Origin of the sequence: Paraburkholderia caffeinilytica (genome assembly GCF_003368325.1) — a bacterium.
GTDB lineage: Bacteria > Pseudomonadota > Gammaproteobacteria > Burkholderiales > Burkholderiaceae > Paraburkholderia > Paraburkholderia caffeinilytica.
In genome coordinates this window covers 3,799,591-3,813,469 of record NZ_CP031467.1, presented here as the reverse complement: position 1 = coordinate 3,813,469, position 13,879 = coordinate 3,799,591, and the positions used below count along the sequence as shown (strand labels likewise).

General features: G+C 60.2%; 13 protein-coding genes. 1 reads left to right on the top strand and 12 read right to left on the bottom strand.

The genetic code is table 11. From position 1 onward, the window contains the following. Positions 1 to 10: 10 nt before the first annotated feature. From DSC91_RS33275 to DSC91_RS33230, 10 genes are all read right to left on the bottom strand, one after another. Positions 11 to 1,333, bottom strand: coding sequence for an LLM class flavin-dependent oxidoreductase (locus tag DSC91_RS33275; RefSeq protein ID WP_115782745.1), 1,323 nt, complete (start codon positions 1,331 to 1,333; stop codon positions 11 to 13). A gap of 28 nt (positions 1,334 to 1,361) precedes the next feature. Then, the gene (locus DSC91_RS33270) at positions 1,362 to 2,363 is read right to left on the bottom strand and encodes an LLM class flavin-dependent oxidoreductase (RefSeq protein WP_115782744.1); all 1,002 of its coding nucleotides are present in this window, start codon (positions 2,361 to 2,363) and stop codon (positions 1,362 to 1,364) included. Between the two features lie 137 nt (positions 2,364 to 2,500). Then, positions 2,501 to 5,011 (bottom strand): TonB-dependent receptor plug domain-containing protein, encoded by a 2,511-nt coding sequence (locus DSC91_RS33265; protein ID WP_115782743.1) that lies wholly within the window; start codon positions 5,009 to 5,011, stop codon positions 2,501 to 2,503. A gap of 135 nt (positions 5,012 to 5,146) precedes the next feature. After that, positions 5,147 to 6,091 (bottom strand): ABC transporter substrate-binding protein, encoded by a 945-nt coding sequence (locus DSC91_RS33260; RefSeq protein ID WP_115782742.1) that lies wholly within the window; start codon positions 6,089 to 6,091, stop codon positions 5,147 to 5,149. 58 nt (positions 6,092 to 6,149) lie between these two features. Further along, a complete protein-coding gene (locus tag DSC91_RS33255) occupies positions 6,150 to 6,698 on the bottom strand; it encodes a GNAT family N-acetyltransferase (RefSeq protein WP_115782741.1) in 549 nt (182 codons plus the stop codon). Between the two features lie 592 nt (positions 6,699 to 7,290). Continuing rightward, on the bottom strand, positions 7,291 to 8,283 hold the full coding sequence (locus tag DSC91_RS33250; protein ID WP_115782740.1) for a succinylglutamate desuccinylase/aspartoacylase domain-containing protein: 993 nt from the start codon (positions 8,281 to 8,283) through the stop codon (positions 7,291 to 7,293). A gap of 76 nt (positions 8,284 to 8,359) precedes the next feature. After that, positions 8,360 to 8,785 (bottom strand): ExbD/TolR family protein, encoded by a 426-nt coding sequence (locus tag DSC91_RS33245; protein ID WP_115782739.1) that lies wholly within the window; start codon positions 8,783 to 8,785, stop codon positions 8,360 to 8,362. 58 nt (positions 8,786 to 8,843) lie between these two features. Continuing rightward, positions 8,844 to 9,269, bottom strand: coding sequence for an ExbD/TolR family protein (locus tag DSC91_RS33240; RefSeq protein ID WP_115782738.1), 426 nt, complete (start codon positions 9,267 to 9,269; stop codon positions 8,844 to 8,846). Positions 9,270 to 9,297: 28 nt separating this feature from the next. After that, positions 9,298 to 10,212 (bottom strand): MotA/TolQ/ExbB proton channel family protein, encoded by a 915-nt coding sequence (locus tag DSC91_RS33235; protein ID WP_115782737.1) that lies wholly within the window; start codon positions 10,210 to 10,212, stop codon positions 9,298 to 9,300. A 75-nt stretch (positions 10,213 to 10,287) separates the two neighbouring features. Continuing rightward, positions 10,288 to 10,986, bottom strand: coding sequence for an energy transducer TonB (locus DSC91_RS33230; protein WP_115782736.1), 699 nt, complete (start codon positions 10,984 to 10,986; stop codon positions 10,288 to 10,290). Positions 10,987 to 11,471: 485 nt separating this feature from the next. On the opposite strand from DSC91_RS33230, the gene DSC91_RS33225 reads away from it, so the two are divergent. Beyond that, positions 11,472 to 11,777, top strand: a complete 306-nt coding sequence (locus tag DSC91_RS33225) for a hypothetical protein (RefSeq protein WP_162831496.1) — start codon at positions 11,472 to 11,474, stop codon at positions 11,775 to 11,777. A 152-nt stretch (positions 11,778 to 11,929) separates the two neighbouring features. Here DSC91_RS33225 and DSC91_RS33220 read toward each other — a convergent pair whose 3' ends face one another. Further along, the gene (locus tag DSC91_RS33220; RefSeq protein ID WP_229758103.1) at positions 11,930 to 12,559 is read right to left on the bottom strand and encodes a glutathione S-transferase N-terminal domain-containing protein; all 630 of its coding nucleotides are present in this window, start codon (positions 12,557 to 12,559) and stop codon (positions 11,930 to 11,932) included. 54 nt (positions 12,560 to 12,613) lie between these two features. After that, the gene (locus DSC91_RS33215) at positions 12,614 to 13,708 is read right to left on the bottom strand and encodes an NAD(P)H-dependent flavin oxidoreductase (RefSeq protein WP_268238800.1); all 1,095 of its coding nucleotides are present in this window, start codon (positions 13,706 to 13,708) and stop codon (positions 12,614 to 12,616) included. Positions 13,709 to 13,879 lie beyond the last annotated feature (171 nt).

Genomic DNA, 13,879 nt, shown 5'->3' with positions numbered 1-13,879 from the left:
ATGCCCATCATCAGGCGGTTTCCGCGCTTACATAACGGCTTTCCCGGCGAGGCAAACCGAGGTGATCGCGCAGCGTCGCCCCGGTCAGCGTGCGGCTATAGCGTCCGCGTGCCTCGAGCGCCGGAATCACATAGCGAACGAAATCGTCCAGCCCTTCTGCCTGCACCGGAAAGCCAAGGATGAAGCCGTCGGACGCGCCGGCGTCGAACCAGCGGATCAGCTCATCGGCAATCTGCTCGCCGGTGCCGATGAATTGCGTTTTCGGCGTCGCCACTTCCAGCGCGATCTGACGTAGCGTTGCACCGGTACGCTTTGCGTCGGCCTTGATGCGGTCGGTCGTCGAACGGAAGCTGTTCGAGCCGAGATCGCCCAGCTCGGGGAACGGTTGGTCGAGCGGATATTGCGTGAAGTCGTGATGCTCGAAAAAGCGCCCAAGATAGGCAAGCGCGTCGTCGATGGTCAGCAGGTCGCGGATCGCGCGATACTTTGCCTCCGCTTCGGCCGCGCTCGTGCCGACGATCGGCCCGATGCCCGGGAAGATCTTCACGTCGGTCGCCGCGCGCCCGTGCTCGACCGCGCTTTGACGCACCTGGTCGGCAAACGCCTTCGTTTCTTCGAGCGAAGGCGAATGCGTAAACACCGCGTCCGCGTATTTGCCGGCGAGCGCGATACCCGAATCCGATGAACCGGCCTGGAAAATCACCGGCTGTCCTTGCGGCGAGCGCTGAATGTTCAGCGGCCCGGCGACTTCGAAGAACCGTCCCTTGTGATCGAGCGTATGCAACTTGTCACCGTTGAAGAAACGGCCGCTCTCGCGTTCGCGAACGAAGGCGTCGTCGTCCCAGCTATCCCAGAGCCCCTGCACTACTTCGAGATACTCGTCGGCGATCTCGTAGCGCAGTTCGTGGTCCGGATGCTGACCGCCGTAGTTCTTCGCGGACCCTTCGAGCGGGGACGTCACGACGTTCCAACCCGCGCGCCCGCCGCTGATGAGGTCGAGCGACGCGAACTGCCGCGCCACCGTAAAAGGATGGCTGTACGAAGTCGACAGCGTGCCCGCAAGGCCGATCTTCGAAGTCGCTGTCGCCAGTGCGGAAAGGATCGAGATGGGCTCGAAGCGGTTGAGAAAGTGAGGAATCGACTTCTCATTGATATAAAGCCCATCGGCCACGAATGCGAACGCGACGCCGTTGGCCTCGGCCTTCTGCGCGACGCCGGTGATGAAATCCAGGTTGACGCTGGCATCCGCGGGACCGGCCGGATGCTTCCACGCATTCATGTGGCCGCCCGCGCCGTGCAGCATGATGCCAAAAGTGAGATTTCGCTGAGTCATAGTCTGGTCCGTAAGTAGGATGAGCCAATCAGACGCGTGCGGTCTGTTCCGCGCTGCCCAACGCCTCGACCGAAGCGAGCCGCTGCGCATAGTCTGTTATCGGGGTGTCGATCACGAATTCCTCGATGCCGAAGCGTTCGTGCAAGGCGTCGAGTTCGCGGCGTACATCGTCCGAAGTGCCGGCGATGACATGGGGGCGAAGTTCGTCGAGGCGATAGTCGTTCACGCCGGTTTGTCGCGCGAATTCCGCGGCCGCTTCGGGACTCGGGAGATTGACGCTCTGCCCCGTCGCAAGCTGCAACTTGAAAATACGCAGTGCGCCGACCTGCCGCTGGGCTTCGTCGCGCGAAGGTGCCGCGAACGCGTAGAGCGCCAGCAGCGGCGTGCGGCCGGTCACGCTGCGATAGGCGTCAAGCGAGCGCTCAATGTTGGCTTCGTCGCCGTTGAAATGGCCGGCGTAGCAGAACTGCCAGCCATGCTGCGCCGCGAGTACCGCGCTCTCCACGCTCGCGCCCAGCAGAATGCGCTCAGGCGCCTCAGGCGGCGTCGGTAGCGCGATCGCGCCTGCCAGCGGGTGATCAACGGCCACGCCCCACTTCAGGAACGCGTCGAGTTCCGCAAACTGTTGCGCGAAATCCGGTTTCTTCGCCTTGTCGTGAAACCATTGCAGCGCGCGCGTTGTCAACGGCAGTCCGCCCGGCGCCTTGCCGATGCCGAGATCAACGCGTCCTGGCGCGAGCGATGCGAGCACCCGGAAAGTTTCTGCAACCTTGAAAGGACTGTAGTGCTGAAGCATCACGCCGCCCGAACCGACACGGATGCGCGAGGTATGGGCGAGCAGATGCGACACGACGATCTCCGGCGCGGAACTCGCGAGTCCAGGCGCGCCATGATGCTCGGCGATCCAGTAACGCTTGTACCCCAACGCCTCCGCACGCTGCGCGAGCCGCACAGTGAAGCGCAGCGCATCATGGGCACTCTTTCCGTCGGCGATCGGACTCTTGTCGAGAATCGAAAGTAAGTAGGACATATCGAGCCCCCCAATGCACCCTGCAGTGCACAGGAAATAAGTTTGTTGGAATTCGCTGAACGATTCCGCTGATCCCATTATCGCTAGCGGGGTGCGAAATCGTTCGAGCAAATTTTTCTATGCATATCAAGAAAACGTCAAAACACGTAGCGGGCACGCGCGTAGTAGAAACCGCCGTTCACCCCGGTCGTCGACGCGAATGCGTCGTACTGCGCGCCTTCTAGTTGCGCTTCATAAGGCAGCTTGCTCGGATAGACGTTGAAGAGATTGTTGGCCCCCACCGCGATCTGGAACTTCTTCGTCACGTCGTAGCGGACTTCGACGTCGGTGATATAGCGGGCGGCGTTCTCGAAATGCAGAAACTGCGTGGTCGAGAACGCGTTCGGCCCGGAGAAGTAGGTTTCCTCGCTCGACGTGGAACCGTAGCGCGTCTCGTGCAGGCTCACACCCCACTTGTCGAGATGCCACGTGCCGCCGACGATGATCTTGTTCTTCGGCGTGGACGTGGAGAGCCAGGCGATCTGTTGCGCGTTGAGTTCCGGCTTGCCGTTCGCGCCAGTCGCGACATGCGTGACCGAGGTCGTATTGATGTTCACGCCCAGATCCCAGTCGACCTGCCCGAAGCGGCCGAAACCGGTGTGGTAGGTGCCGGTCAGATCGATCCCGCGGGTACGCGTGCTCGCACCGTTGGTGAAGTAGCTCGCGGATACTGCCGAAGCCGGGACCGAACTCGGCACCGACAGCCCCGCTGCCTCCAACGCGGCGATCGCGTCCGCGCCCGACGCCGTGCCACCTTCGACGATCCGGTTGCGGATGTCGATCTGATAAGCATCGAGTGTGAGGTGCAGGCCCGGGACCGGCGTCAGCACGAAGCCGATGTTGTAGTTGGTCGATTTCTCCGACTGCAGCGGCTGGGCACCGATCAGCTTTGCCGCCGACGAGTTGGCCGCGAGCAGGCCGGCCACGGATGCCGGCGATACATTGACATTGCTGTAGTACTCCTCGGCCAGCGACGGCGCACGGAACCCGGTACTGACGCTGCCACGCACGGCAAATGCCGGCGTGAAGTCGTAGCGCGTGGAGAGCTTGCCGTTCGTCGTACTCCCCACGTCGCTGTAATGCTCAAAACGTCCAGCCAGATCGACCGTCCATTTCGGTGTCAGATGGGTCGACAGGTCGATATACGTGCCGACCACGTTACGCGAGTTATCGCTCGCGCTGACAGGAGCAAGGCCGGGCAGCGCCTGGGAGCCGCCGTCGATATAAGACGCATAATCGCCCGCTCCCACCGAATAGGTCTCGCGGCGCTGCTCGACACCCCACGACACATTCACCGGCGCCGGGAGCAGCGGAAGCTGGAAGGACCGCGAGAAATCGAGGTTGTTCGTCAACTGCGTGTTGCTGACAGTGGCCAGATGGAAACTGGTCGGCGTATAGCCCAGCGCAGCATACAGTCCCGTGTTGGCCGAGTTGCGCATACCGACGACGTCATGATCGCCACCGTAGGTTGTACTCAGATCCCACGACCAGCCGAACAGATTCTGGCCCTTGATACCCGTCGTCACCGAAAAGTCGTTTTCGTTGACGGTCTCCACCGGCACGAACCCATTCGGATAGATTTGCGGCAGCACCGAAGGCGGACGATAGTTCTGGTAGGACTGCGCGTCGCGATGCGCATACGTGCCAAAGCCATACAACTCGACATCGTCGCCAAGGTAGTACCCAGCGTTGTAGCCCACCGACTCGCGCGTGCTCGCCGGATCGCCCTCGATCGGATTGTAATAACCGTGCCCCGGTTTAAACGTTCCAAAGTAATCGTCAGGCCCGGTACGGATCGTATGGTTCTGACGGTTGTATTCCGCGCTCAGGTCCAGAAAACCTTTGCCGCCCAGGTCCAGGCCGATATTGGCCGACTCGCCGTTCTTGAAGCCATCGCCCGCATAGGTCTGGCCGTTCGTCGTCTGCAGTTCTCCCCCATGCGAACTCTTCTTCAGGATGATGTTGATGACACCCGCGATGGCGTCCGATCCGTACTGCGCCGCCGCCCCATCACGCAGCACCTCGATGTGGTCGATCAAGCCGACCGGAATCATGTCGATATCGACACCGGTCGAGCCCTGATTCAACCCGCCGTCGAGTGCAATGTTCGCCGTGGTATGGCGGCGCTTGCCATTCACCAGCACGAGCACGTGATCCGGACTCAGTCCGTGCAGCGTCAGTGCGTCGGTCAGCACCGCGGCATCGCCTGCGTAGTTCTCACGCGAGATCGACGGCGACAGCTGAACCAGCGCGTCGCGCAGATTGCTTTGCCCGGTGGAACGCAACTGGGCGCCGCTGATCACGTCCACCGGCGTCAGGCTCTGGCTTGCCTTGGTATCGGTGCGCGTACCCGTGACAACCACCGTATCCTGCTGAACGGTAATGGCCGTGCCGGTCTGCCTCGCATTGGACGCGCCAGCATCCGGCTGAGCGGCGCCCGGCGCGACGGCGGCAGCATCGCTCGCTTCCGTTGGCGTCGCCGCGCCCTGTGCCCATGCCGCGCCGTTGCATGTGGCGGCCAGCACCGCAATCGACAGCACTTTTCTGCGAACCCCAATGATGGGCCGATCGGTCCCGTACTTCCTGTCTTTCCTGTTTTTCCCGCGCATCGACTATCCCGTTGGTTATTTGCGGACACACTTCTCCGGCACACGGCCGACATCAGTCATGCGCAAATCCGCAATTTAGCTATGCTTATTATTTACAGCTGAGCTTATCGAGGCAGCCTCGACTACCTCGATGATTCAAGTCTTGGGAAGCCCAGGAGGATTCGTTTTCGCCTGATCGATCGCTTCGGAACCGAGATTCCAGCGGTCGAGTACCTGAGTGTATTTTCCGCTGCGAATAAGGTCGTTCAGCAGCACGGTGAGCGGCGCAGCGAGTCCACTGCCCTTCTTCGTCGTAATCGCGACATCGGCCATAATCGGCCAGCCGCCGCTAATGGTGCCAACCGAGCGTATTTCGCCTTTCTGCGCTGCCGCGTAGGCAAGCGCCGAGTTGACACTCAGAACCGCGTCGGCGCGCCCCGAGCGCAGTGCCACGTCCCTGACGGCAATATCGTCGTAGTATTGAATCTGCGCGGGTTTCAGCCCGTGCGCAACATTCTCCTTGTCCCACGCGAGCAGTATCTTTTCCTGATTCGTTCCGGAATCGGTAATGACACGCAGCCCGGCAACGTCTTTCGGTTCACGGATTGTCTTGATCGGACTCGATCTGGCTACGTAGAAACCGAGCACGTCACGCCGATAAGTGGAGAAATCGAATTTCTCCTTGCGCTGTTCCGTGACCGTCACGTTCGACAGAACCGCGTCGACCTTGCCCGATTGCACGGCGAGCGGCCAGTCTTCCCATGCGAGCGGCACGATTTTCAGTTTGCGCCCAAGACCGTCCGCGACCAGTTGCGCGAGATCCGGGTCGAAACCGACGATCGTCCTGTTATCGGTCGCATACGTGCCGAGCGGCGGATATGCCACGGTCATGCCGATAACCAGCTCATCCTTCGCGACAAACGGAAACGTGGCCGGCACGGCCCTGATGGCTGCTGCGTCAGGCGTGGTCCGGACCTGACCGTGCTGATCCGGACTCAGATTGAAGGTGGTACCTGCCGCCAGTGCGATGCCTGCCACGCCCATCGCCAATGCGGCAAATGTTCCAGTCGCCGCTGCCCGGATTCCCCTGTTTTGCTTCATGAGTCGATATACCCCGTGAGATGAACAAATTGATCGATGCGCTGCGTTACGCGCGTAACTACCGTTGACCGAGCGGCGCGGGCGCAACCAGATCGTGTAACGAATCGACGCGGCCCGGTTCCAGCAAGTCCTTGCCAAACGGAAGACGAAAATGGATCTCCGGTGCGATCGAACGATCGAACAGAGGCTCGTATCCCGCATTGATATAGAGGCCTGCTGCTTCCGGCTGTTTAAAGCCGGTGGTCAGATAGACGCGGCGATACCCCTGACGCAACGCTCGCGCTTCGAGTTCTTGCACGACGCGGCGGCCTAGCCCCTGACGCCGCTGAGTGGCGTGTGTCCAGATACGCTTGAGTTCCGCGGTCGTCGCGTCATAGCGCTTGAACGCACCTCCGCCGACCGTCTCCCCATCGCGCACGACGACGATGAACGCGCCTTCGGGTGGTGCGAACAACTCGGCCGGATAACGCATCATTTCTTCACTTACCGATGCCGCGCTTGCCGGCCGGAAGTCGCGATAGCGTGTCGTGTATTCGACGGTCAGCGCGTCCAATAGCGGACGTGCAACGGGGTCCAGCGGTGTAATATCAATAATTTCGTAGGTCATGCTGGATAGGGGATAGGTCTTATCCCTGTCATTCCTGTCGTTGAATCCCTTTCCTTTTGCCGTCCGACTTTGATTGCCGTCGAGCTATAAATAAGATAACAGGCCACCCGTTCTGAATGAACCAAAGATTTAACGGATCGTTATTCCGTATATCTTGTAAATTTAATTCACGCCGTTATCCGCGCGATAGCGGCAAGAACCTCGCCATCAGTACGGCGGGTTAATTTTCTCAATATTTATTGCACACGTATTTCATATTGCTTTCATCCATCTGATTGCATCACTGCCGAAGCTCAACGCTCGTATAGATTGCTCAGAAAATCAACGCCGTGAACTTGCACCGGTTAATTGCACAATTATTTCAAATTGCCTTCAAATATTGGATCTACGCGATCAGACGGACCATAGAAACACGCCTCAAAATCCAATAAAACGTGTAAATTTCCAGAATAGCGACGTTATTTTTTCACTTCCTACCAATTTGAATAATTAAATCCACGCCACCATTCATCTCATTGCGAACGCAGATGCGATCACCGATAAAACGTGCAATCTTCCACGATAGCGGCACTGGACTTATCCGACATCACCCTTAAACCGGTTCAGCGAGATGGAACAGGCAGTCGCCACGCTCCACGGCGGCCGGCACACGTTTGCAAACGACCTCGCCCGCGCTCGCGAAAAATGCGGTGACGGGTTCCCTTAGCGGCGTGTCGGGGAAATGGATTCGCGCCGCGGGCTGGCCCGCCGCGACCTGATCGCCCAATTCGACGAGTGGCTCGTACACGCCGTGATCATAGGCATACACGTAGTGGCGCGAGCCGGACACCGTGAAGAAGCGCGTCCGCGCGGGCGGACCGTCCGGTACGAGTGGTCCGCTCAACACGCCGATGAAGCCGAGCAGATTCAGCAGTCCATGTCGCGCATCGCGCAGCAGGCTCGCCTGTACGGTGCCGCCCCCGCCGAGCTCCGTGAGGATGGAAATCGCGCCCTGGCGCCGCGCGGCGGTCGCCGCATGGACCGGATTCGGCCGATGCAGAAATGCGCGCGGCAACCCGAACGCAGTGAGCAATGCTTTGAGCCGCTCTTCCTCTTCGGGATCGCGCGGCTCGATAGCCAGCATATTGGCGCCGTCGTAAAGAAGCGAACTTCCGCCCGAATGCAGGTCGATCAGGTATTGCGCGCGTGCGAGCAGTGTGTGCTCGATGTAGTCGGCGATCGCGGCTGTTGGCGAGCCTTGCGGGTCTCCTGGAAAACTGCGGTTCAGGTTACCGCCGTCGAGCGGCGAAGTCCTCAGGCCCGCGACCGCAGCCGGAAAATTCGCCATCGGCAAAAAGATCAGTTGGCCGCGCACCCACTGCGGCTCAATCTCGCGAATCAGACTGGAGACCAGCACCTGCCCTTCGTACTCGTCACCGTGATTGCCCCCCATCAGCAGCACGACGGGGCCGTCGCCATTGCGCACCGATGCGATCGGAATCGGAATCCAGCCATACGCCGAACGATGAACCGAGTGCGGCAGACGCAGATAGCCCACGTGACGTCCGTCGGCATCCAGGTCGATTTCATTGTGGAGGGTACTCATGGGATCTCCTTTGTGACGCGGGCCATCCGGTCAGACGCCGGGCGACAAACCTCTGCCGTCTGCTGGTCGCGCGCGCTCACTGCATATATTGCTCATTGCCGATGAGCCCGATCTTCGTCGCCCCTTCGCGCTGCGCAGCCGCCAGCACGGCGGCCACGTCCCTGTACGGTGCAAGCTTGTTCGGCAACAGATGAATCTCCGGCTGGTCCGGCTGCCCGGCGACCTCGGCCATATGCTTCTCAAGATCAGCGCCGGCGGCAACCGGCGCGCCGTTCCACCTGATCGTGCCGTCGAAATCGATGTCGACCTGCACGACCGGCGGCGGCACGGCCTGCGGCGGCGGGTTGCCGACCGGCAGGTTCATCTTCACCGAGTGCATCTGGATCGGAATCGTGATGATCAGCATGATCAGCAACACCAGCATCACGTCGATCAGTGGCGTGGTATTGATGTCGACCATCACGTCGGGCTCGCTGCCGCCTGAGGATACGTTCATTCCCATTGTGTGCTCCTGTCGACCAGAGTTAGCGCTTTAGCGCTTACTCCGATCCCATGCAAAGCTAGCCGCCGTGCACCGGCGGCTGAGTAATAAATGACACCTTCGAGATCCCGGCACGCTCGCAGGCCGTGACTACACGTCCGATGAATTCATAGCGTGTAATCTGGTCACCGCGTACATGCACCTCAGGCTGAGGTAACTTGACGGACGCCACCTTCAGCCGCGCGAGCAGCGTCGGCCGATCGACCAGCTTCTCGTTCCAGAACAGGTCGCCGTCCTTGTTGACCGCGATCTCGATGCTGTCCGGTTTGGTCTGCAACGGATTCACCGTCTCCTTCGGCAACTGCACCGGTATGGTGTGCGTGACGACCGGAATCGTGATCAGGAAGATGATCAGCAGCACCAGCATCACGTCGACGAGCGGCGTCGTGTTGATGGCGGCGATCACCTCATCCTCCTGACCGTCCTGTCCAACGTTTATGGCCATGACTTCTAGCTCCGCCTGTTGGGTTGGCTCAATGCGCGTTCGCGACCGCGCGTACCTGACGCTTCGTGCCAGGCAGAAGGACTGTGTGCAACTGCGCGCCGAACGCACGCACGCGCTCCATTACCGACTTGTTCCGACGCACGAGGAAGTTATAGCCCAGCACGGCCGGCACCGCGACCGCGAGACCAATCGCCGTCATGATCAGTGCTTCACCGACCGGACCCGCCACCTTGTCGATCGACGCCTGCCCGGCGATGCCGATCGCGGTGAGCGCGTGATAAATCCCCCATACCGTGCCGAACAGGCCGACGAACGGCGCCGTCGAGCCCACCGTGCCGAGGAACGCGAGACCGTCCTGCAAGCGGTTCGACACGTTGGTGATGGCGCGCTCGATCGACACGTCGATCCAGGTGTTGCGATCCACCGCTTCGAGCAAGGCTTCGTCATGGTGCTTCCCGGCCTCTATCCCCACCTGTGCAATAAAACGGAACGGCGAATTCTCATCGAGCTGCTCCGCGCCTTGCGCGAGCGACGGCGCACTCCACAACTGCTCGTCGGCCGATTTCGCGCGATGGTTAGCACGCAGTTGCTCGAAGAACTTGGTGATCATGATGTACCAGCTTCCCATCGACATAAGCACGAGCAGAATCAGCACGAAACGCGCGACGAAGTCGCCGTTCGCCCATAACGCGCCGAGACCGTACGGGTTGGTCACCTCGGTACTCGTCGCCGCGATGGGCGGCGGTACCGGCTGGTCGATGGCCGCTGTCGTCTGCGACGCCACCGGGACGTGGTCTACACCTGACGCGCCGGCCGTGACCGCTGCGGAAACGGCCGGCGCGCTCGCCTGGGCCCGAACCGCCCGCGGCGCGCCGAGGAAGCTGACGGCCGTAGCCGAGATGAGCAGGCTAACCGCCACGGCGGCAAAGGAACGCTTCTTCATACATGCTCCAGATGGTGCAGTCATTGATATTGAACGGGTTTGCATCGAGGCAAGCCAGGACCGCTCACGCGCCACTCAGTTCAGGTTGAACGAGAACGGCACCTGTACGCGAACCGGCTGTCCTTGCGAAATGCAGTTGAACTTCTTCACCGCGATGAAGGCCGCTCGATCAAGGATCGGATCGGCGGACTGCTCGACCTTCTCGTCGGTTACGTGCCCCTGCGGGTCGACAACGAAAGAGACCGTCACGTCGCCCGTGATGTTGTTGTCCTGCGCTTCCTGCGGGTAGCCCATCGAGCGGCGGATCTCGTCCGAGTTCGGGCACACGACGCCGATGACGTGGCTAACCGGCTTCGCGGGCGCGGGCGGCGGCGGCGCTACGGGCGCGGGCGGCGGTGCGACCGGCGTCGGCTCTGGCGTGGCCTGATGCGTGATCGTCGGCGCGGGCGGCGGCGTGAGCGCCACTTCTGGCGGCGGCACAAACGGCCGCGGTGGCGGTGGCGGCGTGAACTTCGGCGGGGGCAGTTTCACCGTCGGGATGGGGGGCGGCGGTGGCGGTTTCACCGGTTCGATGATCCTGGTCTCGATCGGCTTCTGCACGATCTGCACGACCTTATTCGCGAGGCCATTCATCAGCGCCCAGATGAAGAAGACATGCAGCAGCAGAACCACGGTAATACCGGCGTAACGGCGAACCGGATTCCGTTGGCGACGCCCGTACCCGCATGGATATGCGCTCGACGGCGACGCCCTGGAAATCAGCTCTGTTGACATACCTCGCTCCGGTAACTGTAGCCTGTGCTGCTCACGATCAATCCACTGAAACCTTGCACCACGAATCGCCGGCATATTTATGCCGTGTCGCCATGGGAAGTGAAATACGTTATCCGCACGCCATATTGAAGTGAACAAAGAATTCCATATTTGGATTCCTGCGCACGCGTAAGAAAGTTCGGAGTGAAGCGGTGCACGCCATAAGTGACAGTTTTACTTGCGAACCAGTGACACTTTTAATGCGGTCTACGGATTCCGTTCAACGAAACCCGCGACTACGTCAAGAATGTGTTGTCGAACACGGTCTACTACGCGGCGCTGTTTGATGACCGCCCGCAATCGCTGACGGAGCGGCCTGGCCATATCGAGCCCCGATGACATCGTGCCCAACGCTGCTGCGCTGACCGCACGGGCGCGGCTACATATGCGACACTGAACTGCGATCCATCTATATCTGGATGGCCTATCAACGGGGAACCGAGAAAGTGAAGGTGAATTCCGCGAGCCGCGACGTTGCGATAATGCCGACATCATGTGCAAGTTTGCCGGCGGGTTCTTACGACAACTTCGCCGTGATTGAAATGGACGATGCAGTCATCGCCCAGGTCTGTCTGCAACAGGGGTTGCAGTTTACCTTTGTTCGAAACGTGTCCGATACCGCTCAAAACGCTTCTCTGCCGGCCGAAGTCCAGGGCGACTGGGGTAGCGCGGTCTATGACGTATTTGGCTTCTACACGAGCTACAACGGCGCGCTCACGGCCAGGGCGATCATCGCTGCATTGAGCGTCTAATCCCGCAGCGGATTGACCGCACCTAACGAGTTGTGTCTGGATGTTCCGTTCTCCGGATTGTCGTGACCGGCTGCCGAAGGGACTCCCTATGTCAGGCCCCGTTAGCGCCCCGCGCAGCATGTAATGCAACGTAGCAAAACGGCATCTCCACACTAGCTAGCCCAAGGTTCGCTAGAGGTAAATGATGTCCGGGAGCCGGTTTCCGATAAGAGCCGCCGGAGATTTGGAAAACGCGCCGACCAATTAACTTCGGGAAATCTGAAATCCAGCCAAGCCAACGTAACAGAAGTGGAGATGTCTGCGATCGTCAGCGTGTTACCACAATAGTAGCGGTCGCCACTGAGTGCTTGCGATAGCGCCGCGACTCCCGAGTGGATTTTCTTCATCTGCCGCCAGATCCATTCAGGATTTCGCAGCTCATCAGCGCGTTCAACGAGTTCGGAGCGAGCAAGAATCCCTGCATCCAGCACTCCGTCGGCTAACGCCTCGATGCGGCGGGCCCTCACCCGCTCTAGCGATCCAGACGGGTACATGCGGGGGGTCGGAGAAAGGAAGTCCAGATACTCAACGATTACGCTCGAATCGTAAAATGATTCGCCGTTATCGATATCTCCGGCGACAAGGCATGGAACCTTTCCGAGTGGGTTGTACGCGAAGACCGGCGAATTGGAGCTCGATATCTCCACCTCCAACAATTCGTATTCCAGATTCTTCTCGTCCAGAACGACGCGAATTTTCCGCACAAACGGACTGCGCCGGGAACCCAATAAGGCTATACGCATGTCGATTTCAGTCTCCTCTATGGCCGAACAAAATCACTCACCGTTCACACGCGATCAGTGCGGGCACAGTGTGGGCGCAGCCTTCCGTAACTCCTCTGCGAGCACCTTGACCATTTGTGCAGCCGGCATGTCTCGCGACAGCGCCAATCCCTGCCCCGCCCAGTGCGCCGAAAATTGCAAGTTGCCGTACGCTTTGGCTGCCGCATGCAGTGCTCTGCCCGCATCATATGCAATCGGATAGTCGGGAATCGCCACACCGTCGAGTCGCCGTCCGGCCTCGGTAAAGCGGTTGGCGATGCAGCGCGCGGGACGTCCTGAGATGGCCGCTGTTAGCTCTGTGTGAGCTGATGGGTCAGTCAGCGCGGCACGATACGCAGAATCAGCGGCAGATTCTGGAGTGAGGATGAACGCCGTGCCGAGCTGCACGGCTTGCGCGCCGGCCGCCAACGCCGCAGCGATACCTGCGCCATCCATGATGCCTCCAGCAGCAACGATCGGAAGCGACGTCTGTCGCGCCAGCCGCGATACGAGCGCGAGCGTACTCAATGCTTCGTCTGAATTTGCCGCCGGGTCGAATACGCCGCGATGTCCTCCGGCTTCAATACCCTGAGCTACAATCACGTCGACGCCCGCGCCCTCGATTGTCTGTGCCTCTTCAACAGACGTGGCAGTCGCAAACAGAATAATGCCAGCCTCCCGTAGTACGGCGATGCGTTCCCTCGAAGGCAGGCCCAAATGGAAACTGACGACTTGGGGGCGTTCTTCCAGAAAGACTTCCAGCATCGCGTCGTCAGCAACGAAGCTCCTGTAAATTTCCGTCAAGCGCGCGGGCGGTGTGCTGCCGACTTCGCCGAAAAGCGGCGCCAGAAACTTGATCCAACGCGTCTCCCGATCCAGATCAGGCATGGGCGGAACATGAGCGAACACGTTCACGTTGAACGGCTTGCTAGTCAGTTCTCGCAACCCACGGATCGACTGGCGTGCGGCCTTGGGATCCATCGCACCGACCGCAAGCGAACCCAATGCGCCGGCGTTAGACACCGCAGCGGCCAGCGCCATCGTCCCGGTTCCTGCCATCGGCGCCTGAATGATTGGGATTGCGACTCCCAGCCGAAGCAACAGGCGTTCGATTTCAGCAAAGGTTGTCACTCTGTTTTCTCCCTACTGCTCAGATTCGAAGATCGTCGCCCGAAAGACGACTTCGTTCGTAGACTCGTGTCCAAGTGCTCCCCCGCCCATTCTAGATCCGCCCACGCTGCGAATTGGACGAAGCGTCCATCGTCCAATGGGTTGGGCGAAATATGGGTGTAGGCTTGCGCT

Coding starts and splice junctions, on each gene's coding strand:
- DSC91_RS33275 (WP_115782745.1), bottom strand. CDS start 1,333: ATGACTCAGCGAAATCTCACTTTTGGCATCATGCTGCACGGCGCGGGC.
- DSC91_RS33270 (WP_115782744.1), bottom strand. CDS start 2,363: ATGTCCTACTTACTTTCGATTCTCGACAAGAGTCCGATCGCCGACGGA.
- DSC91_RS33265 (WP_115782743.1), bottom strand. CDS start 5,011: ATGCGCGGGAAAAACAGGAAAGACAGGAAGTACGGGACCGATCGGCCC.
- DSC91_RS33260 (WP_115782742.1), bottom strand. CDS start 6,091: ATGAAGCAAAACAGGGGAATCCGGGCAGCGGCGACTGGAACATTTGCC.
- DSC91_RS33255 (WP_115782741.1), bottom strand. CDS start 6,698: ATGACCTACGAAATTATTGATATTACACCGCTGGACCCCGTTGCACGT.
- DSC91_RS33250 (WP_115782740.1), bottom strand. CDS start 8,283: ATGAGTACCCTCCACAATGAAATCGACCTGGATGCCGACGGACGTCAC.
- DSC91_RS33245 (WP_115782739.1), bottom strand. CDS start 8,785: ATGGGAATGAACGTATCCTCAGGCGGCAGCGAGCCCGACGTGATGGTC.
- DSC91_RS33240 (WP_115782738.1), bottom strand. CDS start 9,269: ATGGCCATAAACGTTGGACAGGACGGTCAGGAGGATGAGGTGATCGCC.
- DSC91_RS33235 (WP_115782737.1), bottom strand. CDS start 10,212: ATGAAGAAGCGTTCCTTTGCCGCCGTGGCGGTTAGCCTGCTCATCTCG.
- DSC91_RS33230 (WP_115782736.1), bottom strand. CDS start 10,986: ATGTCAACAGAGCTGATTTCCAGGGCGTCGCCGTCGAGCGCATATCCA.
- DSC91_RS33220 (WP_229758103.1), bottom strand. CDS start 12,559: ATGCGTATAGCCTTATTGGGTTCCCGGCGCAGTCCGTTTGTGCGGAAA.